This is a genomic window from Micromonospora siamensis, from assembly GCF_900090305.1.
Taxonomy (GTDB): Bacteria; Actinomycetota; Actinomycetes; order Mycobacteriales; family Micromonosporaceae; genus Micromonospora; species Micromonospora siamensis.
This window is the reverse complement of record NZ_LT607751.1, coordinates 5447706-5467115: the sequence shown is the minus strand read 5'-3', so window position 1 is coordinate 5467115 and position 19410 is coordinate 5447706. Positions and strand designations below refer to the sequence as shown.

The window sequence follows — 19410 nt, the reverse complement described above, 5'->3', positions numbered from 1 at the left end:
AGGCATTCCGTCCGTCAGGAGGTGTGCGGATGTCCCACGTGGTGACCGGTGGCGGTCGGGGAGTGGGCCGCGCCGTGGTGGAACGGCTGCTCGCGACCGGCGGCACCGTGGTGGTCATCGAGCAGGACCCGGCCGCGGTGGAGTGGGTGCGGACGCATCCCGCCGGGGACCGGATCGTGGTGGTGGTCGGTGACGCCGCCGACGAGCAGGTCGCCGGGGCCGCCGCCGACCGGGCCGAGCGGGCCGCCCCGCTGGCCGGCTGGGTCAACAACGCGGCGGTGTTCCGGGACGCCTCCGTGCACACCACCCCGGCCGCCGAGGTCTTCGCCCTGATCGCCGCGAACCTGCGGCCCGTGGTGACCGGCGCCGCCGCGGCGGTACGCCGGTTCCTCGCCGCCGGCACCGGTGGCGCCATCGTCAACGTCTCCTCCCACCAGGCCGCCCGACCGGTCCCCGGCGCCCTGCCGTACGCCACGGCCAAGGCCGCCGTGGAGGGTCTGACCCGGGCCCTCGCCGTCGAGTACGGACCGCACGGCGTCCGGGTCAACGCGGTGGCGCTCGGCTCGGTGACGACCGAGCGGCACGCCGCCTTCCTCGCCGGACAGGACCCGGCCGAGGCGGAACGGATCTCCGGTGAGCTGGCGCGGCTGCATCCGCTCGGCCGGACAGCCGGGGCGGACGAGGTGGCCGCGGCGGTGGCGTACCTGCTGTCGACGGAGGCGAGCTTCGTCAACGGGGTGACCCTGCCGGTGGACGGCGGGCGGGCGGTGCTCGGCCTCGACCCGGAGGCGCGCTGACCGTCCGGCCGATGATCCGCCCGCGGTGACGTCCGGCCCCATAGCAGACCCGTTCATGATCAGGCGGTCGTCCACAGGCGACCCCGTCGTCCACAGGGGACGTCGTGGGGTGGGCCGCGTCGGCCGGGGCCGCCCTAGCGTCGCGTCGTGTCAGACGACGAGGAGGCGCGGGTGCGGCGACGGCTGTTCCAGGTGACCGGGGAGCGGCCGGCGGGGTCCGTCGACGCGCCGGAGCCACCCGTCCCGCGCCTCGCCCAGCGATCCACCGCCGTGCCACCCCCAGGGCCGTTCCCCGCCGTCGTCGCGCCGGATCCGGCCCCGGGAACGGGTCGGCACGCCTTGCCGGCTGCCGGCCGGTCCCGGTCGTCGGCTCCGACGGAGGCAGCCCCGCCGGGCGCTGCCCGGTCCCGGCTGCCGGGGCCGGGCGCCTTCGACCCGGGGCGGCGCGGGGTGCGGGCGCTGGCCGTGGTCGCCGTCCTGGTGGTGCTCGGCGCGGCGTTCTGGGCCTGGTGGTCCCGGCCGCGGGCCGAGCCGGTCCGCCCGTCGGTGGCCACGGCCCCCTCCACCGGTACGCAGCATCCCGCCGATCCGGGCCCCGCCGATCCGGGCCCCGGCGCACCCGAGGCCACCCCCGCAGCCACCGAACTGGTGGTGGCGGTGGCCGGGAAGGTACGCCGCCCCGGCCTGGTGCGGGTGCCGGCCGGCGCCCGTGTCGGGGACGCCCTCGACGCGGCCGGCGGCGCGCTGCCGGGGGTGGACGTGGCACTGCTCAATCCGGCCCGGAAGGTGAGCGACGGCGAACTGATCCTGGTCGGTGTCACCGCCCCACCCGGGCAACCTGCCCCACCCGGGCAAGCCGGCACGGCGGGGCCCGGTGCGGCGGGTCCGGGTGGTGTCGGGCCCGGGACCGGCGGGCGGGTCAACCTGAACACCGCCACCCTGGCCGAGCTCGACACGCTGCCCGGGGTCGGGCCGGTGCTGGCCCAACGGATCATCGCCGAACGCGACCGGCTCGGCGGGTTCCGGTCGGTCGGCGACCTGCGTCAGGTCGAGGGCATCGGCGACGCCCGGTACGAACAGCTCAAGGACCTGGTGACGGTGTGAGCGGCGAACGAGGTCGGTCGCCGGCGCCCGAGGAGCCCGGTCCGGTGTCGGCCGCGGCTGACGTACCGGACCTGCGGTTGGCCGGGCTCGCCGTGGCGGCCTGGCTGGCGGCCCTGGCCGCGCTGCACCTGACCGCCGTGACCGCGGCGCTGCTGGCCGGCGCCGCCGCCACGCTCGCGACCGCGGCCGTCGGCCACCTGCTCGGGCTCCTCGGCCGGCCCGGGGAGATCGTCCGTCGCCACGGCTGGACGGCGGTCGCCGTCCTTCTCGGCGTGGCGCTCGGCGCCGGGGTCACCGCCACCAGGCTGGTCGCCCGGGACGCCGCTCCGATCCGCGCCCTGGCGCAGGAGCGGACCAGCGTCACCGCGGAACTGGTGGTCCGGGACGATCCGCGCCCGCTGCGTGGTGGCACCGGACGGCCAGCCACCCTGCTGGTCCCGGCCGAGCTGCGCGCGGTCACCACCCCGGACGGTCGGCGGGTCACGGCATCGGTACGGGTGCTGGTGCTCGCCACCCATCCGGCCTGGCGAGGGCTTCTGCCCGGCCAGCGGCTCACCACGCAGGGACGGACCGCCGCTCCTCGCGGTGGCGACCTCACCGCGCTGGTGCTGACCGCGACCGGCCCGCCGACGGGGCAGGGCCGGCCGTCCTGGCCGCAGCGCGCGGCGGGGGTGCTGCGGGCCGGCCTGCAACGGGCCTGCGCGCCACTGCCCGAGGATCGTGGCGGGCTGCTCCCGGGCCTGGTGGTGGGTGACGTCAGTCGACTGCCACCCACCGTCGCGGAGGACTTCCAGGCCACCGGGATGACGCACCTGAACGCCGTCTCCGGCAGCAACGTCGCGATCATCCTGGGCGCGGTGCTGCTGCTGGCCCGCTGGGCCCGGGCCGGGCCCCGGCTCGCCACCGCGCTCTGCGGGGTGGCGCTGGTGGGCTTCGTGATCCTGGTCCGGCCGTCGCCGAGCGTCGTCCGGGCCGCCACCATGGGCGCGATCGGGCTGGCCGCCCTGGCGGCCGGGCGACCCCGGGCGGCGCTGCCGGCGCTGGCCGCCGCCGTGACCGTCCTGGTGGTGGCCGACCCTGACCTGGCCGGCGATCCGGGCTTCGCGCTCTCCGTGCTGGCCACGGCCGGGCTGCTCCTGCTCGCCCCCGGTTGGCGGGACGGGCTGCGCCGTCGGGGCGTACCGGCCGGGCTGGCCGAGGCGCTGGCCGTGCCGGCGGCGGCCCAACTGGCCTGCGGGCCGGTGGTGGCCGGCATCTCGGGGACGGTGAGCCTGGTGGCCGTACCGGCGAACCTGCTCGTGGTGCCGGCCATCGCACCCGCCACGGTGCTCGGCGTGGTGGCCGCCGTGGCGTCCCCGGTCTGGCCGACCGGGGCCGAGTTCGCCGCCTGGCTGGCGAGCTGGCCGGCGTGGTGGCTGGTGACGGTGGCCCGGCACGGTGCCCGAATGCCGGCCGGCAACCTGCCCTGGCCGGACGGGACGCCCGGCGCGTTGCTGCTCGCCGCGCTGACCGTGGCGCTGCTGGTGGCCGTCCGGCGGCCGGTCGTCCGCCGGCTGGTGGCGGTGGTCGCCGTCGCGGCGGTGCTGGGCGCCCTGCCGGTACGCCTGGTCGCCGCCGGCTGGCCGCCCCGCGGCTGGGTGGTGGTGGCCTGCTCGGTCGGGCAGGGTGACGCGCTGGTGCTCCCCGCCGGGCCGGGACGGGCGGTGGTGGTCGACGCCGGCCCGGAGCCGGGGGCGGTGGACGGCTGCCTGCGCCGCCTCGGCGTACGGGAGGTCCCGTTGCTGGTGTTCAGCCACTTTCACGTCGACCACATCGGTGGGGTGGCCGGGGTGTTCAGGGGACGGCGGGTGGCGACCGTGCTGGTGCCCCGGTGGTGGGAGCCGGCCACCGGGCACGCCCTGGTCGCCGCGGCGGCGACCAGGGGCGGCACGGTGCTCCGGCCGGCCCTGCCCGGGCAGCGGTACCGCGCCGGAGCGGTCGAGCTGGCGGTGCTGGGCCCGCCGTACGCCCTGCACGGCACGCGCTCCGACCCCAACAACAACTCGATCGTCCTGCGCGCCACGGTGGCCGGGGTGAGCATCCTGCTGCCCGGCGACGCGGAGACCGAGGAGCAGCAGGCCCTGCTGGAGCGGTCGCCACCCGGGACGTTCCGGGCCGACGTGCTGAAGGTGGCCCATCACGGCAGCTCCTACCAGGACCCGGCCTTCCTTGACGCGGTCCGGCCGGCCGTGGCACTGGTGCAGGTCGGCGTCGGCAACATGTACGGCCATCCGAGCCCCGAGATCCTGGACCGCCTCGCCCGGGGCGGCGTCCGGGTGCTCCGCACCGACCTCGACGGAGACGTCGCGGTGCGGGCCGGCCCGGGCGGGCTGGCGGTCGCGAAACGGGGCATCCCGGCGGGCCGCCGGCAGTGAGGGCCCCGGGCTGGCCGGCTGGACGCGGGCCCGATCTGGCCTCGATCGGTCGTGCCACCCGGCCGGGCAGGGTGGACCCGGCCTGCCCTGTTCCGGTGCCGGGCCCGGCGCACTGCGGCAAGTTCGTATGACTTGCCGGGAAGGCGTAGACTGTGGTGAATGTCGGGTTTTGCGTTGTGTGCGGGCTGTGCCGCCCGAGCGGCCGATGAGCAGGCACGATCCGGCCGGGAGCCGTGCGACTATGGGCGGCGTGACCGCCGCCAGCCTCCCTCCCATTCTGCTCGTCCTGGGTGACGAGGAACTGCTCGCCACGCGCGCGGTCTCCGAAGCCGTGGCCACGGCCCGCCGGGTCGACCCCGAGGTGGACGTGCGCGAGTACCAGGCGGGTGCGCTCACGGTGGGCGAGATCGCCGAGATGCTCAGCCCGTCGCTCTTCGGCGGCCGCCGCGTCCTCGTGCTGCGCTCCGCCCAGGACGCCCGCAAGGACCTCGTCACCGCGCTGCTGGCGTACGCGAAGAACCCCGACCCGGACGTGCAACTGGTCGCCCTGCACGTCGGCGGGGCCAAGGGCAAGGCCTTCGCCGACGGCCTGCGCAGCGCGGGGGCCACCGTGGTGCCCGCCGCGAAGCTCAAGGGGCACCGGGAGCGGGTGGCGTTCGTCCGCGACGAGATCCGCCGGGGTGGCGGCAAGTGCACCGACGACGCCGCCGAGGCGCTGATCGCCGCGGTCGGTACGGACCTGCGGGAACTCTCCGCGGCCTGCTCGCAGCTGCTCGCCGACACCGACGGGCGGATCGGCGCGGACACCGTCGCCCGCTACTACCGGGGCCGGGTGGAGGTGACCGGTTTCACCGTCGCCGACGCCACGACGGTCGGGGACGTCGCCGGGGCGCTGGAGGCGTTGCGGTGGGCCCTGCACGTCGGTGTCGACCCGGTGCCGATCGCCGACGCCCTGGCCGACGGGGTACGCACGGTGGCCCGGGTGGCCGCCGCCGGCCGGGGCGACCCGTACCAGCTCGCCGGCACGCTCGGGATGCCCGCCTGGAAGATCAAGAACGCCCAGCAACGCGCCCGGGGCTGGACCCCGGAGGGCCTGGTCGAGGCGATGCGGGCGGCCGCCGAGTGCAACGCGGCCGTCAAGGGCGGGGCGGACGACCGGGCGTACGCCCTGGAGAAGGCCGTCTTCTCGGTCGCCGCCGCACGTCAGGGCGGCGGCCGGTGACCGGGGCGCCGCGGACGGCGTGGGCGACGATCCCGACGGACGAGGAGCGCTTCCGGCCGCTCTACGCCCGGGTGCTCGGGCTGCGTTTCGTCAACCCGGGCGGAGTGCTCTGCTTCCTCTTCTTCGAGGGCGCCGTCGCGCTGGCCGCTCTGCTCGCCCTCGCCGAGCTGGTCAGCTGGTGGGCCGTGCTGGTGCTGCCGGCCGCCGTGGCGCTGATGGTGAAGCTCAACGACATGGTCGCCGAGGTGGTGGTCCGCTCCGCGGCCCTCGTGCCGGAGCAGGAGCGCGACCGGTTCCGGCGGCAGATGGAGCCGGTGGTGGGGCGGGCGCGGGTGGACTGGACGGTCCCCGGCGTGGTGGTGGCGAGCCACCCGACGTTCCACGCGGCCGGACCGGTACGCGAGCTGCCTGCCACCCACGACCTCACCGACCGGCGCGACCTCCGCCGCTGACCGGGCCGCCTCCCAGGACCCAGCCGACGGCGCGGTCCGGCCGGACCGCGCCCGAGGCCGGTGCTGCACCGCGGCACGAGGGCCGGTTGGGCGATCGACCTGTCCGGTGGAACACAGACGACCGGAAGCCCCGGGGGTCACCCCGGGGCTTCCGGTTCAGGTCTGAACTCGGCCGATCAGGCGGAGAACGACGCCACGCGCTTGGCGATCGCCGACTTCCGGTTGGCCGCCTGGTTGGCGTGGATGACGCCCTTGCTGGCAGCCTTGTCCAGCTTGCGGGCGGCGTCCTGCATGAGGACGGTGGCCTTCTCGGTGTCACCGGCCTCCGCAGCCTCCTGGAACTTGCGGATGGCGGTCTTCAGCGACGACTTGACCGACTTGTTACGCAGCCGGCGCTTCTCGTTCTGCCGGTTGCGCTTGATCTGGGACTTGATGTTCGCCACGCGACAGCCTCGTCTTGATAGCTCGGTTTGGTCTGCTTCCGCGCGCGACGAGCATGCGTCATCGCTGCGCGAAGAGCCAGGCTACCAGGTCGGCCCGGACGAGCCAAAACGCTCACGCCCAGCCGCGGCGGGCAGCCAGCCAGTCGAGTGCCTGACCACCGCTGAACCGCTGGTGCGCCCGCAGGTGCGGGGAGGCGGTGGAGGGGCCGTGGGCGGCGCTGGTGAGAAGGTAGCCGGCGAGCGCGGCCAGGGTCACGTCGAGCGAGTCCGGCGGTGCGCCCGCGGTGGCGGGGTGGGTGGCGTAGGCCACGTCGACGTCCAGCCCGCTCGCGTACGCGGTGATCAGCAGTCCGGCCAGGTCGAACCAGGCCGGCCCGTGGCAGAGCCAGTTCCAGTCGCAGAACCAGGCCCGGCCGGCGGGGTCGATCAGCACGTTGTCCAGTCGCAGGTCGCAGTGGATCAACCCGCGCGCGGTGGCCGCGTACGCCGGCAGTCGGGCCTCCAGCGCGGCCAGCTCCGGCAGCCGCGGGACGGCCCAGTCCGGTAGCCGGGGCGTCGGCTCCCGGCCGGCGGCCACCTCGCCCCAGCGCAGGATGTCCGTCCGGGCCAGGTCGGCCAGGTGCGGCAGGCCGAGGGCGACCAGCTCCGGTGGTGGGTCGGCGAGCGCGGCGGCCACCTCGGCGTACCCGGCGAGGGTGGCGGTCAGCTCGGCCGGGTTCCAGGGCAGCCGGGGCAGCTCGCCGTCGACGGCGTCCAGGGCGACCGCGTACCAGCCGGCGGCGTCGAGCGCCCAGTGCGGCCGGGGGACCGGCAGTCCGGCGGGGAGCCGGGCCAGCACCAGCGCCTCCCGGTGGTACCAGTCGGCCAGGTGCCGTTGGTGGGACAGGTCGGCCGCCTTGACGAACACCCGGCCGCCGGCGGTCTCCAGCAGGCCGGCGAAGCCGCGGGTGAAGCCCGCCCCGGCGGTCCGCGCCGCCACCACCGGGCCGCCGAGCCGGCCGGCCACCGCGGCGCGCAGCTCCGCCGGCAGCTCCGGCCAGTGCGGCCGGGCGGCGGTGGCGTCGTACGGCACCGGGGGCAGGACGGGCTCGCGCACACCCGTCATGCTCCCGCACCGGCCGTGTCGGGCCGTACCGGCCGCCGGCCGCGTCGTGCCGCGTCCGGGATGTCGGCCCGCTCTGCGACACTGCCTGACCATGAGGACCGACGAGTTCTGGCAGCTGATCGACGACGCCCGGGCCGGGGCCGGGGGAGAGGCCGACGCGGTCGCCGCCCGGGCGGTCGCGCTGCTCGCCGAGCGCGACCCGGAGGAGATCGCCGGGTACGCGGAGCACCAGCGGCGGGTGCTGACCGCCTCGCACAAGGTCGACCTCTGGGGCGCGGCGTACCTGATCAACGGTGGCGTCTCGGCCGACGGCTTCGCGTACTTCCGGGGCTGGTTGATGACCCAGGGCCGGGCGGTCTTCGCCGGGGCGGTGGGGCAGCCGGACTCCCTGGCCGAGCTGCCCCGGGTGCGGGCTGCCGCGCTCAGCGGCGAGGAGTTCCAGTGCGAGCCGATGCTCACGGTGGCCTGGGACGCGTACCGGAAGGCGACAGCGGCCGAGCTGCCGGCGGAGCCCTTCACGGCCGCCGAGCCGGACCTGAACGACTTCTGGGACTTCGACGACGAGGACGAGGCCCGTCGCCGGCTGCCGAAGCTCGCGGCCCTCTTCGTCGAGCCGCCGATGGAGTGAGCCGGGGTTACCGGCCGCGCACCCCAGGAGTGATCCGACCGCGTCCGGAGCGACGTGGGAGCATAGAGGGGGCCGGCGGCACGCCGGCCCGCTCACGTCAGCCGACCAGAACGGACCGCTGTGCCACCGACGCTCGATCCCGGCGCGAACGCTCCTGGTGCCACCGACCCGGCGCGCATCAGGAACTTCGGCATCATCGCCCACATCGACCACGGAAAGTCGACGTTGGCCGACCGGATGTTGCAGCTCACCGGTGTGGTCGATCCCCGGCAGATGCGCGCGCAGTACCTGGACCGGATGGACATCGAGCGCGAGCGCGGCATCACCATCAAGAGCCAGGCCGTCCGCATGCCGTGGACGATCCGGGAGGGCGACCGGGCCGGCGAGGCCGCCGTACTCAACATGATCGACACCCCGGGCCACGTGGACTTCACCTACGAGGTGTCCCGTTCGCTGGCCGCCTGCGAGGGCGCGATCCTGCTGGTCGACGCCGCCCAGGGGATCGAGGCGCAGACGCTGGCCAACCTCTACCTGGCGCTCGAGAACGACCTGCGCATCATCCCGGTGCTCAACAAGATCGACCTGCCGGCCGCCCAGCCGGAGAAGTACGCCGAGGAGTTGGCCCACCTGATCGGCGGCGACCCGGCGGACTGCATCCGGGTCTCCGGCAAGACCGGCGAGGGTGTGCCGTACCTGCTCGACGAGATCGTCCGGCAGTTCGTCCCGCCCACCGGGGAGGCCGACTCCCCGGCCCGGGCGATGATCTTCGACTCGGTGTACGACGTCTATCGGGGCGTGGTCACCTACGTCCGGGTGGTCGATGGGCGGATCAGCGCCCGGGACCGGATCAAGATGATGTCCACCGGCGCGGTGCACGAGCTGCTGGAGATCGGCGTCATCTCGCCGGAGATGGTGAAGGCCGAGGCGCTCGGCGTCGGCGAGGTGGGTTACCTGATCACCGGCGTGAAGGACGTCCGCCAGTCCCGGGTCGGTGACACGGTCACCATCAACGGCAACCCGGCCAAGGAGGCGCTCGGCGGCTACAAGGACCCGAAGCCGATGGTCTACTCCGGCCTCTACCCGATCGACGGCTCGGACTACCCCAACCTGCGCGAGGCGCTGGACAAGCTCAAGCTCAACGACGCCGCGCTGGACTACGAGCCGGAGACCTCCGGCGCGCTCGGCTTCGGTTTCCGCTGCGGCTTCCTCGGCCTGCTGCACCTGGAGATCATCCGGGAGCGGCTGGAGCGCGAGTACAACCTCGACCTGATCTCCACCGCGCCGAACGTGGTCTACCGGGCCATCACGGAGGACGGCCAGGAGATCGTGGTGACCAACCCGAGCGAGTACCCGACCGGCAAGATCGCCGAGGTGTACGAGCCGGTCGTGCGGGCCACCGTGCTCACCCCGAACGACTACGTCGGCGCGGTGATGGAGCTCTGCCAGGGGCGCCGGGGCAACCTGCTCGGCATGGACTACCTCTCCGCCGACCGGGTGGAACTGCGCTACACGCTCCCGCTCGCGGAGATCATCTTCGACTTCTTCGACCAGTTGAAGAGCCGTACCAAGGGCTACGCCTCGCTGGACTACGAGCCCTCCGGCGAGCAGGCGTCCGACCTGGTGAAGGTGGACATCCTGCTGCACGGCGAGCCGGTGGACGCGTTCAGCGCCATCGTGCACAAGGACAAGGCGTACAACTACGGCACGTCGATCGCGGCGAAGCTGCGCAACCTGATCCCGCGCCAGCAGTTCGAGGTGCCGATCCAGGCGGCCATCGGCAGCCGGGTGATCGCCCGGGAGACCATCCGGGCGATCCGCAAGGACGTGCTGGCCAAGTGCTACGGCGGTGACATCAGCCGGAAGCGCAAGCTGCTGGAGAAGCAGAAGGAAGGCAAGAAGCGGATGAAGATGGTCGGCCGGGTGGAGGTTCCGCAGGAGGCCTTCATCGCCGCCCTCTCGTCCGACTCCGGCGACGCCAAGGCCGCCGGCAAGAAGTAGGCACCCGGTCGTTCCAGGGCCGGCGCCGGAGGTGGTGCCACGGACCGCGACGGTCCCGCACCGCCTCCGGCGCCGGCCTTTTCGGCGTACGCCCTCGCGCGGCCTCGCCTCGCCCTCCCGCTGTCCGGCCGCCTGGCCCTCCTGCGGCCTTGCCTCCCGCTGTCCGGCCGCCTGGCCCTCCTGCGGCCTTGCCTCCCGCTGTCCGGCCGCCTGGCCCTCCTGCGGCCTTGCCTCCCGCCGCCCCGTCGGCCCGAGATGCGGTCATCCCGGGGCTTCCAGCTGGCCCATGCCCGAGTGCGGCGCTCCGGGCCGCGCTGCGCCCCGTCGCTGAGTGCGGCATCTCGTGGCCTCCGACGCGTCTCGCACCCCCGGGATGCGGTCATCCTGGTGGCGGAACGGGGGTTGAACCCGGGTCCGGCGAAGAAATTTTGACGTCTCCGGCACGCCGTCCATCGATCGGTCGCACCCTTCCCGACCTGCGGTCCTGTCGGATCGACGCAGCCTCGGCCATCGACGTACGGCGGTCTCCCGCCAGATGAGTCGGTTTGGCTTTTCGGCGCTTCGGGCATCTAGCGGTCACGACAAGAACCACACGAAAACGTGTGAACGGGATCTTTTAGAAGGAGGAGCGACCATGGAGCTCACCGTTTGGGGCATCATCACCGCGCTCGTCGTCGGTCTCATCGTCGGCGCGCTGGGCCGCCTGGTCGTTCCGGGCCGGCAGAACATGCCGATGTGGCTGCACATGCTGATCGGCGTCGGCGCCGCGCTGCTCGGTACGGTTCTGGCTCGGGCCATGGGCATCGCGACCGAGACCGCCGGCATCGACTGGCGTGAGCTGTTCGTCCAGGTCGTGCTGGCCGCCATCGCCGTCGCCCTGGTGGCCGGTGTGGGTCGTCGTCGCCACCACGTCACCCGGTAATTTCGCGACACCTTGCGACTTCGAGCGGGCGCCCGACCATCACGGTCGGGCGCCCGCTCGCGTCGTGCCCCCACCCAGGCCACAACATCAAGGATGTCGTGTCCTTCTGCTGGCCTGAGCCGACAGCTTCAGGGATGTTGGGGCCTCGTGCGGGCCGGGCGCACTACACCGGGAAGTTGTGGGCTCGTGCGGGCCGAGCCCACTACATCGGGGAAGTTGTCGCCTCCCGTAGGTCGGAGCCGACAACTTCAGGGATCTTGTGGCCTCCTGTCGATCCGCGCTCACTGCGTCAGCGATGTTGGGGCCTCGTGCGGGCCGGGCGCACTGCACCGGGGATGTTGTCGCCTCCTGCGGATCCGAGCCGACGACATCCCCGAAGCTGTGGCTTCCTGCGGTTCCGGGTAGCGGCAGCGGGAACTCGTCGGATCCTGCGAGTTCGACCGCCGGCAGGCGGGGGAGTTGTGGCTCCACTGGCGGGTGAGGATGGCGTGCGTCAATGGGGGCGGGTGGTGCGGCGGTGCCCGGGCCGGGTTCGTGAGCTGGGCGGACGCGGTTGCTTCGTCCCCGAACGGGGGATCTGCGGACCTCCTGGGGCGAAAGTCGGTTTGGTTTTTCGGCGGGTCGGGAACTAAGCGGTCACGACAGGAACCACACGAAAACGTGTGACGAAACTTCGAAGGAGGAGGGCGACCATGGAGCTCACCGTCTGGGGCATCATCACCGCGCTCGTCGTCGGTCTCATCGTCGGCGCGCTGGGCCGCCTGGTCGTTCCGGGCCGGCAGAACATGCCGATGTGGCTGCACATGCTGATCGGCGTCGGCGCCGCGCTGCTCGGTACGGTTCTGGCTCGGGCCATGGGCATCGCGACCGAGACCGCCGGCATCGACTGGCGTGAGCTGTTCGTCCAGGTCGTGCTGGCCGCCATCGCCGTGGCGCTGGTCGCCGGGGTGGGCCGCCGCCGGAGCGTCTCGCGCTACTGATCCACTCGCAACCTCAGCGGGCGTCCGACCTCCGGGTCGGGCGCCCGCTCGCGTTGCGTCCGCCACCCGGTCGCGCCCCGCCGGCGGCGGGGGCCCGGCCCGCAGCGCACCGTCAGGCCCGCGGGGTCACCGTGGGCCGCAGGGTCATCGCCGGACCGCAGGGGTCGCCGCCGGATCGTGGGGCCACGGAAGCGCGCATCCGGGCCCGAGCGGCTCTCGTGGCGGTCCGTCCAGGTTCCGTTCCGATAACACCGCGGCACCGGTGCCGCCGGTCCCGTGGTGACTCGTCCCGATCTGCCGGGGGCCCCGCGAGCTGCGGTACGGTCGCCTCGCCGTGGCTTCCCGTCCACCCCCTGTCGTAAAGGAATTTTTCCTACTAAGGTGCGGCGGAGAAGGTTAGTGCCAGGACGGCGCGAGGGAGATGTGGCGTGAACAGGTGGAAGCGGCTGGCTCCGGTCACCGCCTTCGTGGCGTCGGCCGCGATGGTGCTGACCGGTTGTGGGGGCTCGGACAAGGACGAGGCCGCCGACGACAGCAAGCTGACGGTCTGGATGATGGGTGAGGGTGGGGACGCGCAGAACGCGTTCCTCGACACCGTCGAGACCGAGTTCCGCAAGAAGCACCCGGACACCGACGTGGTCGTCCAGTACATCCCCTGGCTCGAGGCGCCGAAGAAGTTCCAGGCGGCGCTCGCCGGCGGGGAGGGTCCGGACGTCACCGAGCTGGGCAACACCGAGACCCAGGGCTGGGCCGCCCAGGAGGCGCTCGCCGACGTCAGCGACAAGTTCAACGGCTGGTCCGAGGGCAAGGACATCCTTCCCGACCTGGTCAAGAACGCCCAGCTCGACGGCAAGCAGTACGGCGTGCCGTGGTACGCGGGCGTGCGCGGCATCTACTACCGCACCGACTGGTTCGCCGAGGCCGGCGTGCAGCCGCCGAAGACCTGGGACGAGCTGGTCACCGTCGCCAAGGCCGTCCAGGCCAAGAAGCCCGGCACCTACGGCATCGCCCTGCCCGGCAACTCCGAGCTGCCGTTCTACTCCTTCCTCTGGGGTGCCGGCGCGGAGATCGCCACCAAGCAGGGCGACACCTGGAAGTCCGGCTACAACACGCCGGAGGCCCAGAAGGCGGTCAAGTTCTGGACCGACCTGGTCACCGTGCACAAGGTCGCCCCGCCGGCCGCCGCCGGCTGGAACGAGGTCGACGCCCGGACCCAGTTCGCCACCGGCAAGGCCGCGATGGCGTTCGCCGGCAGCTGGCAGGGTGGCGCGATGAAGAAGGACAACCCGGAGATCGAGAAGGTCTGGGGCACCTTCCCCATCCCCGGCCCGGACGGTCAGGCGGCCCCCGCCTTCGCCGGTGGCTCCGACATCGCCATCTGGAAGGACAGCGAGCGCCAGGACCTGGCCTGGGACTACACCACCGTGCTGCTGAGCAAGCAGAAGGACAAGGAGTTCGCCAGCAGCCTGGGCTTCTTCCCGGTCTACAGCGACCTGGTCGGCGGCAGTGAGTACACCAACGACAAGGTGATGGCCGCGTTCGCCACCGCGATGCAGAAGACCAAGCTGACGCCGCTCACGCCGAAGTGGGTCGAGGTCAGCCGGACCAAGACGGTCACCCAGGCGATGAACAGCTCGGTCATCAAGGGCCAGAAGACGGTCGAGCAGGCAACCGCCGACGCGGCCACCGAGATGGAAAGCATCCTCAACGCCAAGTGAGCACCCTGACCGAGGCTCCGGAGTCGGCCGCCGCGCGGGACACCCCCGCGCGGCGGCGGCCCCGCGTCGACCGCCTGCCGTACCTGCTGCTCCTGCCCTGCCTGGCGATCATCGCGGTGCTGCTGCTCTGGCCGCTCGGCCAGGTGGTGGCGATGTCGTTCTACAAGCTCAACAACGTCCGGCAGCTACGGGGTACGCGCGAGTGGCCGTGGGTCGGGCTGGACAACTACGTCCAGATCCTCGGCGACCCGTTCTTCCTCAAGGTGCTGCGCAACACGGTGCTCTTCGCCGCCGCGAACGTGCTGCTGACGATGGTCTTCGGCACCCTGGTCGGACTGCTGCTCAACCGGCTCGGCAAGAAGATGGCCACCTTCGTCGCCAGCTGCGTGATGCTGGCCTGGGCCACCCCGGCGCTGACCGGCACCATCGTCTGGAAGTGGATCTTCGACGACACCAGTGGCCTGGTCACCTGGTTGTTCAACAAGCTGCCCGACGGGCTGTCCAACGCCGTGTTCGGGCGCAGCGACTGGACCGGGTACGGCTGGTTCAACTCGCCGCTGCTCTTCTTCGCCATCCTCACCCTGGTGGTGGTCTGGCACTCGTTCCCGTTCATCGCGGTCAGTGTGCTGGCCGGGCTGAAGAGCGTACCCAGTGAGCTGCACGAGGCGGCCCGGGTCGACGGCGCGGGCCCGTGGCGGGTCTTCTGGTCGGTGACCTTCCCGATGCTCCGGCCGGTCTTCGGGATCCTGGTGGTGCTCTCCACCATCTGGGACTTCAAGGTCTTCACCCAGCAGTTCGTGCTGGCCGGCGGCACCCAGGACCGGACGACCTTCATGCTCTCCATCTACTCCTACGCGGAGGCGTTCTCGCCGCCGCCGAAGTACGGCCTGGGCGCGGCGATCGCGGTCATCCTGACCCTGATCCTGCTCATGGTCACCGGGATCTACGTCCGCATGGTGCTCCGGCAGGAGGAGGAAGCGTGAAGCGCATCGCGCTCAACGGAGCCGGTCTGCTGGTCGCGCTCTTCGCCGCCTTCCCGGTCTACTGGATGGTCGCCACCTCGCTCAAGCCGAACCGCGAGATCTTCGCGTCGACGCCGCGCCCGGTGCCCGCCCAGCCGACCCTGGAGCACTACCGGGAGATCCTCACCGGCAACCTGATCCCGGGCGTGACGTTCCTCGACTTCTTCCTGAACAGCGTGCTGGTCGCGGTGGCGACCGTGCTGCTCAGCGGGCTGGTGGCGCTGCTCGCCGCGACGGCGGTGGCGCGGTTCCGGTTCAAGCTGCGGACCAGCTTCCTGATCATGCTGCTGGTGGTGCAGATGATCCCGTTGGAGGCGCTGGTCATCCCGCTGTTCCTGATGATCCAGCGGCTCGGCCTCTACAACACGCTGCCCAGCCTGATCCTCACGTACCTCGGCTTCTCGCTGCCGTTCGCGGTGTGGATGCTGCGCGGTTTCGTCGCGGCCGTGCCCAAGGAGCTGGAGGAGGCGGCGGCGATCGACGGCGCCAGCCGGATGCAGACCTTCCGCCGGATCCTCTTCCCGCTGGTGGCGCCCGGCCTGGTCGCGACCAGCATCTTCTCCTTCATCACCGCCTGGAACGAGCTGATCTTCGCGTTGACCTTCATCAACGACCAGAGCCGCTACACCCTGCCGGTCGCCATGACCTTCTTCTTCGGCCGGGACGACACGGCCTGGGGGTCGGTGATGGCCGCGTCGACGCTCTTCACCCTCCCGGTGATCGTGTTCTTTCTGCTGGTGCAGCGCCGGATGGTCTCCGGGCTGGTCGCCGGCGCCGTCAAGGGCTGAGGGACGTGGGAGGGCCCTTCTCGACGCCTCCGGTGCGGCAGGGGGCCCGTCCAACGCATTTCCCGCCGCGAACCCGCCGCACTAGGCTCACCGGCATGACGGGCAGGCTGGCGGCGGTGAACCTCGGCACGGTGACCGAGGCGGAGTGGGCGGGCGACGCGAGCGGTCGCAGCGGCATCGACAAGCGTCCGGCCGACGGGCCGGTGCCGGTCCGCCGCGACGGGCTGGTCGGCGACTTCATCGCCGAGCGGGCCCACCACGGCGGCCTCGACCAGGCGGTCTACGCGTACGCCGAGGAGGACGCCGGCTGGTGGGCGGCCGAGCTGGGCCGGGCGGTCCCGGCCGGCGCGTTCGGCGAGAACCTCACCACGTACGCCGTGGACGTCACCGGCGCGGTGATCGGCGAGCAGTGGGCGGTCGGCTCGGCGCTGCTCCAGGTGACCAAGCCGCGCACCCCGTGCACGACCTTCGCCGGCTTCTGGGGGGTGCCGGACCTGATCAAGCGGTTCACCGTGCGGGCCCTGCCGGGGGCGTACCTGCGGGTGCTCCGCGAGGGCGAGTTCGGCCCCGGTGACCCGGTCGAGGTGGTGGAGCGGCCCGCGCACGGGGTCACCATCGGCGAGGTGTTCCGGGCGATGAGCCTGGAGCCGGAGCTGCTGCCCCGGCTGGTCGAGGCCACCGAGCTGCCCGAGCAACTGCGCGAGAAGGCCCGCCGCCGGCTCGCCGGCACCCGCCCCTGACGTCGCCGCGCCGCGGCGGGGTCACGCGTCGGCGAAGACCTCGGCGAGCACCCGTGCGTCGTCCGGCCGGTCATCGGTGATCTTGTTCCACTTGCCGGCCGTCGCGGTCCACTCCAGGTCGCCGAAGCGCACCCGCTTGACCCCGTGGTCGTGGGCGTGCGAGACCAGCCAGTGCGCGTACCGCCAGCCGTCGCGCAGGTCGGGGGCGGGAACGGCGAGGCCGGTCAGGTCGGTGGCGGCGGCGCTGCCCAGGCCGAGCCCCCAGTCCAGGGTCAGCCCCTGGGTCAGCGCCACGGCCGCGGCCTGGCCGCGCATCGTCGGGTACGGCCCGACCGCGCAGGCCACCGCCCCGGTGGCCTCGCCGAGCAGCGCCCGGGTCAGCACCTGGGACTCGTCCGACCACTTCTCGTACGCCTCCGGGAAGGCCGACCGCTGCACCGCCTGGGCGGCGTCGGTGACCCGCATCCGCTCCCAGCCGCGCACCTTGCCCAGCGCCGTGTAGAACCGCTTGGCGGCGTACCTCGGGTCGCGGATCTGCGTCGGGGTGCCCCAACCCTGGCTGGGGCGCTGCTGGAACAGGCCGACCGAGTCGCGGTCGCCGCCGGCCAGGTTGCGCAGCCCTGATTCCTGGTACGCGGCGGCCAGCGCGACCACCACGGCCCGCTCGGGCAGCCGCTGCTGGGTGCCGATCGCCGCGATGGTCGCCGCGTTGGCCATCTGGTCGCCGTCCAGCACGACCCGGCCGTCGGCCTGTACGGTGCACGACCGGTCGGCGACGGGAAGGCGCAGGTTGTCGGCCACGTGACGGGCGACGACCCAGACCCCGATGACGGCGACGACGACCAGAGCCACGCCGGCCGCCACGATTGCCCGAGTTCGCACCCGCACCTCCCGTTCATCAGTCCGACAAGAGTACGTCTCCAAAACCACCGTTCGGGTCGTCCGACCGGCCGAGCTGCGCTACGTGACCGACCGGTCGCACCGCGTGTTCGCGCCGCCGGGCGGAGGAGTTCCCCCGGCCGGCGACGCAGAAACTCACTCGGCGGGCACCCAGGCGGCGGCGCGCTTCTCCCGGAAGGCCAGCACCCCTTCCCGGCCCTCCTCGGAGAGGAAGTAGCCGGTGGAGCGGGCGGCCAGGTCGGCGATCTCGGCCCGCAGGTCGGTGTCGGCCGGCCGGCGCAGCAGCTCCTTCGCCCCGGCCAGCGCCTTCGGGGCACCCTTGACCAGCGACGCGCAGTACCGCGCCACCGCCTCGTCCAGCCCGTCCGCCGGCACGGCGGCGGTGACCAGCCCGACCTCGGCGGCCCGCCGGCCGTCGAAGGTGTCCCCGGTGAGGTAGAGCTCGGCGGCGGCGCGCGGGTGCAGCCGGGGCAGCACGGTGGCGGAGATGACCGCCGGGATCACCCCGATCCGCACCTCGGTGAAGGCGAACGTCGCCTCCTCGGCGCAGACCGCCAGGTCGGCCGCCGCGATCAGGCCCAGCCCACCGGCCCGCGCCGGGCCGGCCACCCGGGCCACCACCGGCTTCGGGCACTCCCAGACCGCGGCAAGCACGTCGCCCAGCTTCCCGGCCGGGACCGTGCCGGAGGCGTACGCGGCGGCGGTCTCCTTCAGGTCCGCACCGGAGCAGAAGACCGGCCCGGTGTGGTCCAGCACGATCACCCGGACCGTGTCGTCGGCCACGGCGGCGGCCAGCCCGTCCAGCAGCTGGGTCATCAGCGCGGTGGAGAGCGCGTTGCGGTTGTGCGGGCTGTCCAGGGTGAGGGTGGTCACCCCGCGGGCCGTGGAGACCCGCACGAGCGCGTCGGAGGAGGTCATGCCGGGCACACTAGTGGCCATGCCCGGCGCTCTTCCAGAAGGCGAAGCCGTCCCCGCGGACGGTTCGCTGCCCGCCACCGCCACCCGCGCCGTCGGCGCGCGAGGCTTCGGCGTCTACGTCCACGTCCCCTTCTGCGCCAGCCGCTGCGGCTACTGCGACTTCAACACGTACACCTCGGCGGAGCTGGGTGGTGGCGCCGACCGCGAGTCGTACGCCGACACGGTGCTCGCCGAGCTGGCGCTGGCCGCCCGGGTCCTGGGCGACACCCCGCCGCGCCGGGTGGACACCGTCTTCGTCGGCGGTGGCACCCCGACCCTGCTCCCCGCCGGCGACCTGGCCCGGATCCTCGACGGCATCGACCGCACCTGGGGGCTGGCCGCCGACGCCGAGGTGACCACCGAGGCCAACCCCGAGTCGGTGACCCCGGAGTCGCTGCGGACGCTGCGGGCCGCCGGCTACACCCGGATCTCGCTGGGCATGCAGTCCGCCGCGCCGGGGGTGCTGGCGATCCTCGACCGGAAGCACAGCGCCGGCCGGGCCACCGCCGCCGCCCTGGAGGCCCGGGACGCCGGCTTCGACCACGTCAACCTGGACCTGATCTACGGCACGCCGGGGGAGAGCGCCGACGACTTCGCCGCCTCGCTGGCGCAGGTGGTGGCCGCCGGGGTGGACCACGTCAGCGCGTACGCCCTGATCGTGGAGGACGGCACCCGGCTGGCCGCCCGGATGCGCCGGGGCGAGCTGCCGTACCCCTCCGACGACGTGGCGGCGGACCGCTACCTGGCCGCGGAGGCCGCCCTCGACGCGGCCGGTTTCGCCTGGTACGAGGTCTCCAACTGGGCCCGCTCGGAGGCCGCCCGGTGCCGGCACAACCTGCTCTACTGGACCGGCGCCGACTGGTGGGGCCTCGGCTCGGGGGCGCACAGCCACGTCGGCGGGGTGCGCTGGTGGAACGTCAAGCACCCGACCGCGTACGCGAAGCGGCTCGCCGCCGGGGAGTCACCCGGCCTGGCCCGCGAGCTGCTCACGCCGGACGAGGCGCACATGGAGGACGTGATGCTGCGACTGCGGTTGGCCTCCGGCCTGCCGCTTTCCGCGCTGGACGACGCGGGCCGGGCCGGGGCGGAACGGGCCCGGGCGGCCGGCCTGCTGGACGCCGACCGGTACGCGGGTGGGCAGGCGGTGCTCACCCTGCGCGGCCGGCTGCTGGCCGACGCGGTGGTCCGCGACCTGCTGCCCTGAGCCGGCGGGGCCCCGC

Annotated in this window: 18 protein-coding genes; 14 read left to right on the top strand and 4 right to left on the bottom strand. The window is 73.3% G+C overall.

Going from position 1 to position 19410, the window contains the following annotated elements:
* Positions 1 to 29 precede the first annotated feature (29 nt).
* The 5 genes from GA0074704_RS24885 (at position 30) to GA0074704_RS24865 (ending at position 5989) form a co-directional block, all read left to right on the top strand.
* Entirely contained in the window at positions 30 to 797 is a 768-nt protein-coding gene (locus GA0074704_RS24885; RefSeq protein WP_088972731.1) for an SDR family NAD(P)-dependent oxidoreductase, read from the top strand.
* Positions 798 to 944: 147 nt separating this feature from the next.
* Positions 945 to 1901 carry a ComEA family DNA-binding protein gene (locus GA0074704_RS24880; RefSeq protein WP_088972730.1) on the top strand — a complete coding sequence of 319 codons (957 nt, stop codon included), beginning with the start codon at positions 945 to 947 and terminating at the stop codon, positions 1899 to 1901.
* Positions 1898 to 4315 (top strand): ComEC/Rec2 family competence protein, encoded by a 2418-nt coding sequence (locus GA0074704_RS24875; RefSeq protein ID WP_088972729.1) that lies wholly within the window; start codon positions 1898 to 1900, stop codon positions 4313 to 4315. The genes GA0074704_RS24880 and GA0074704_RS24875 overlap by 4 nt, the downstream gene beginning before the upstream one ends.
* A 241-nt stretch (positions 4316 to 4556) precedes the next feature.
* On the top strand, positions 4557 to 5537 hold the full coding sequence (gene holA, locus GA0074704_RS24870) for a DNA polymerase III subunit delta (protein WP_088972728.1): 981 nt from the start codon (positions 4557 to 4559) through the stop codon (positions 5535 to 5537).
* Positions 5534 to 5989 carry a hypothetical protein gene (locus tag GA0074704_RS24865; protein WP_231926676.1) on the top strand — a complete coding sequence of 152 codons (456 nt, stop codon included), beginning with the start codon at positions 5534 to 5536 and terminating at the stop codon, positions 5987 to 5989. The genes holA and GA0074704_RS24865 overlap by 4 nt, the downstream gene beginning before the upstream one ends.
* A 176-nt stretch (positions 5990 to 6165) precedes the next feature.
* On the opposite strand, the gene rpsT is transcribed toward GA0074704_RS24865, so the two are convergent.
* Complete coding sequence (gene rpsT, locus GA0074704_RS24860; RefSeq protein WP_088972727.1) at positions 6166 to 6432, bottom strand: 30S ribosomal protein S20; 267 nt, start codon at positions 6430 to 6432, stop codon at positions 6166 to 6168.
* 112 nt (positions 6433 to 6544) lie between these two features.
* Entirely contained in the window at positions 6545 to 7537 is a 993-nt protein-coding gene (locus tag GA0074704_RS24855) for an aminoglycoside phosphotransferase family protein (RefSeq protein ID WP_088972726.1), read from the bottom strand.
* Positions 7538 to 7628: 91 nt separating this feature from the next.
* Here GA0074704_RS24855 and GA0074704_RS24850 point away from each other — a divergent pair, with 91 nt between their 5' ends.
* From GA0074704_RS24850 to GA0074704_RS24815, 8 genes are all read left to right on the top strand, one after another.
* A complete protein-coding gene (locus tag GA0074704_RS24850; protein ID WP_088972725.1) occupies positions 7629 to 8165 on the top strand; it encodes a DUF4240 domain-containing protein in 537 nt (178 codons plus the stop codon).
* 120 nt (positions 8166 to 8285) lie between these two features.
* Positions 8286 to 10163: a translation elongation factor 4 gene (lepA, locus tag GA0074704_RS24845; protein WP_088972724.1), complete on the top strand. Its 1878-nt coding sequence runs from the start codon at positions 8286 to 8288 to the stop codon at positions 10161 to 10163.
* A 634-nt stretch (positions 10164 to 10797) separates the two neighbouring features.
* Positions 10798 to 11085, top strand: coding sequence for a GlsB/YeaQ/YmgE family stress response membrane protein (locus tag GA0074704_RS24840; RefSeq protein WP_088972723.1), 288 nt, complete (start codon positions 10798 to 10800; stop codon positions 11083 to 11085).
* A 692-nt stretch (positions 11086 to 11777) separates the two neighbouring features.
* Positions 11778 to 12065 (top strand): GlsB/YeaQ/YmgE family stress response membrane protein, encoded by a 288-nt coding sequence (locus GA0074704_RS24835; RefSeq protein ID WP_088972722.1) that lies wholly within the window; start codon positions 11778 to 11780, stop codon positions 12063 to 12065.
* A 428-nt stretch (positions 12066 to 12493) separates the two neighbouring features.
* Positions 12494 to 13783, top strand: coding sequence for a sugar ABC transporter substrate-binding protein (locus GA0074704_RS24830; protein ID WP_088972721.1), 1290 nt, complete (start codon positions 12494 to 12496; stop codon positions 13781 to 13783).
* On the top strand, positions 13780 to 14766 hold the full coding sequence (locus GA0074704_RS24825) for a carbohydrate ABC transporter permease (RefSeq protein WP_088972720.1): 987 nt from the start codon (positions 13780 to 13782) through the stop codon (positions 14764 to 14766). The genes GA0074704_RS24830 and GA0074704_RS24825 overlap by 4 nt, the downstream gene beginning before the upstream one ends.
* Positions 14763 to 15593 carry a carbohydrate ABC transporter permease gene (locus GA0074704_RS24820; RefSeq protein ID WP_088972719.1) on the top strand — a complete coding sequence of 277 codons (831 nt, stop codon included), beginning with the start codon at positions 14763 to 14765 and terminating at the stop codon, positions 15591 to 15593. Before GA0074704_RS24825 ends, GA0074704_RS24820 begins: the two co-directional genes overlap by 4 nt.
* 95 nt (positions 15594 to 15688) lie before the next feature.
* Positions 15689 to 16333, top strand: a complete 645-nt coding sequence (locus tag GA0074704_RS24815) for an MOSC domain-containing protein (RefSeq protein ID WP_088972718.1) — start codon at positions 15689 to 15691, stop codon at positions 16331 to 16333.
* Positions 16334 to 16354: 21 nt separating this feature from the next.
* Here GA0074704_RS24815 and GA0074704_RS24810 read toward each other — a convergent pair whose 3' ends face one another.
* A complete protein-coding gene (locus GA0074704_RS24810) occupies positions 16355 to 17221 on the bottom strand; it encodes a hypothetical protein (protein WP_088972717.1) in 867 nt (288 codons plus the stop codon).
* Between the two features lie 147 nt (positions 17222 to 17368).
* Positions 17369 to 18151 carry an enoyl-CoA hydratase family protein gene (locus tag GA0074704_RS24805; RefSeq protein WP_088972716.1) on the bottom strand — a complete coding sequence of 261 codons (783 nt, stop codon included), beginning with the start codon at positions 18149 to 18151 and terminating at the stop codon, positions 17369 to 17371.
* Positions 18152 to 18170: 19 nt separating this feature from the next.
* On the opposite strand from GA0074704_RS24805, the gene hemW reads away from it, so the two are divergent.
* A complete protein-coding gene (hemW, locus tag GA0074704_RS24800) occupies positions 18171 to 19394 on the top strand; it encodes a radical SAM family heme chaperone HemW (RefSeq protein WP_172880771.1) in 1224 nt (407 codons plus the stop codon).
* Positions 19395 to 19410: the final 16 nt, after the last annotated feature.

What these genes read in the sequence shown, in the direction of transcription:
- GA0074704_RS24885 (WP_088972731.1), top strand. Translation starts at nt 30, where the DNA reads ATGTCCCACGTGGTGACCGGTGGCGGTCGGGGAGTGGGCCGCGCCGTG.
- holA (WP_088972728.1), top strand. Translation starts at nt 4,557, where the DNA reads ATGGGCGGCGTGACCGCCGCCAGCCTCCCTCCCATTCTGCTCGTCCTG.
- GA0074704_RS24855 (WP_088972726.1), bottom strand. Translation starts at nt 7,537, where the DNA reads ATGACGGGTGTGCGCGAGCCCGTCCTGCCCCCGGTGCCGTACGACGCC.
- GA0074704_RS24850 (WP_088972725.1), top strand. Translation starts at nt 7,629, where the DNA reads ATGAGGACCGACGAGTTCTGGCAGCTGATCGACGACGCCCGGGCCGGG.
- GA0074704_RS24840 (WP_088972723.1), top strand. Translation starts at nt 10,798, where the DNA reads ATGGAGCTCACCGTTTGGGGCATCATCACCGCGCTCGTCGTCGGTCTC.
- GA0074704_RS24835 (WP_088972722.1), top strand. Translation starts at nt 11,778, where the DNA reads ATGGAGCTCACCGTCTGGGGCATCATCACCGCGCTCGTCGTCGGTCTC.
- GA0074704_RS24815 (WP_088972718.1), top strand. Translation starts at nt 15,689, where the DNA reads ATGACGGGCAGGCTGGCGGCGGTGAACCTCGGCACGGTGACCGAGGCG.
- GA0074704_RS24805 (WP_088972716.1), bottom strand. Translation starts at nt 18,151, where the DNA reads ATGACCTCCTCCGACGCGCTCGTGCGGGTCTCCACGGCCCGCGGGGTG.
- hemW (WP_172880771.1), top strand. Translation starts at nt 18,171, where the DNA reads ATGCCCGGCGCTCTTCCAGAAGGCGAAGCCGTCCCCGCGGACGGTTCG.